Genomic DNA, 1,413 nt, shown 5'->3' on the forward strand with positions numbered 1-1,413 from the left:
GTGCCCGTGGCCGCGGCGGTCCGGGAGGACCGCGCCGTGCCCGGCCGTACGGAGACCCCGGGTGGGGCGGGGCTCGGTCAGTGGCAGCCGCAGGTGGCGAGGCGGGCGGCGACGCGGTCCATGGCGGCACGGGCGGTGTCGGCGGCCGCGCTGCGGGTCATGACGGCGAAGGCGAGGAGGCGGCCGTCGGCGTCGACGACCGTGCCCGCGAGGGTGTTGACGCCGGTGAGGGTGCCGGTCTTGGCGCGGATCAGGCCGGCCGCGTCGGCGGCGCCTGACCCGGAGCCGTAGCGCTTGTTGAGGGTGCCGGTGAAGCCGGCGACCGGGAGGCCGGTGAGCACCGGGCGCAGGGTGGGGTGCTGCTCGGAGGCGGCCAGCACGAGGAGTCGGACCAGGACGGCGGGCGGGATCGCGTTGCCCGGGTGCAGGCCGCTGCCGTCGTTGAGGAGCACGTTGCCCATCGGAACGCCGAGCCGGGCGAGTTCCTGGGTGATGGCGGCCGCGGCGCCCTCGAAGCTCGCCGGCTGGTGGGCGGCGATCGCGACCTGGCGGGCGATCGCCTCGGCGAGCTGGTTGTCGGAGGTGGTCAGCAGACGTTCGACCAGCCGGGCGACGGTCGGTGAGTGGACCTCACCGAGGGGGGCCGTGCCGGAGACGGTCGGGGCGGGGGCGGGGGCGGCGGCGGGTCTGGCCTTGCCCGTCACGGTGATGCCGCGGGCCTTGAGCAGCGCGGCGAAGGTCTCGGCGGCCGCGGCCGCCGGGTCGGCGACCCGGTCCGGCGCGTCCTCCCGGCTCTTCGGGTCCACCCTGCCCTCGTCCACCATCAGCGGGACCACCAGGGCGATGTTCTGCCCGTCGTGGTTCTTGTGCTGCGGGCTGCCCGTGTACATCGACAGGTCGTAGTCCAGCTGGACCGTCGCGGTGCCGAGGCTCTGGAGGGTGCCGGCGGTCTGCTGGGCGAGGGCGTCCAGTGAGGCGGGGGCGGTGTCGGCGTCGGCGGGCTGCCCGCCGATCTGCACCTGGTCGGCGGGCAGCGCGGTGAGCGTCGGGTCGCCGCCGCCGACCAGGGTGATCGTGCCCGGGTCCATGCCCCGGACCACCCGGGTGTGCAGCCGGGTGTCGCCCGGGACGAGCGACAGGGCCGCGATCGCGGTGGCCAGCTTGGTGGTGGAGGCGGGGGTGGCCGGTGCGTTCTCCCCGGAGCCGTACAGGAGTCGGCCGGTGCCGGCGTCGGCGACGGCGAAGGTGACCTCGCCGAGGCTCTTGTCGGCGAGGGCGGCGGCGAGCGCCTGCTGGAGGCCCTGCGTGGTGGGGACGGCAGCGCCCGCGCCGTCCTCGACGGCCGCCAGGACGGCGCCCGACGCGGGGGCCGGGCGTGCATCCGGGGCGTCGCTGCCGCCACCGGTGGGCGCG

The 1,413-nt window shown here is 76.9% G+C and carries 1 protein-coding gene; it reads right to left on the minus strand.

Annotation, left to right across the window (positions count from 1 at the left end):
* Nucleotides 1–77: 77 nt before the first annotated feature.
* Nucleotides 78–1,413, minus strand: a 1,336-nt coding sequence (gene dacB / locus KS423_RS45460; RefSeq protein ID WP_224285511.1) for a D-alanyl-D-alanine carboxypeptidase/D-alanyl-D-alanine-endopeptidase, incomplete at its 5' end; no start/stop codon positions are given.

The sequence above is a fragment of the Streptomyces sp. LS1784 genome (assembly GCF_020103755.1).
Taxonomy (GTDB): domain Bacteria; phylum Actinomycetota; class Actinomycetes; order Streptomycetales; family Streptomycetaceae; genus Kitasatospora.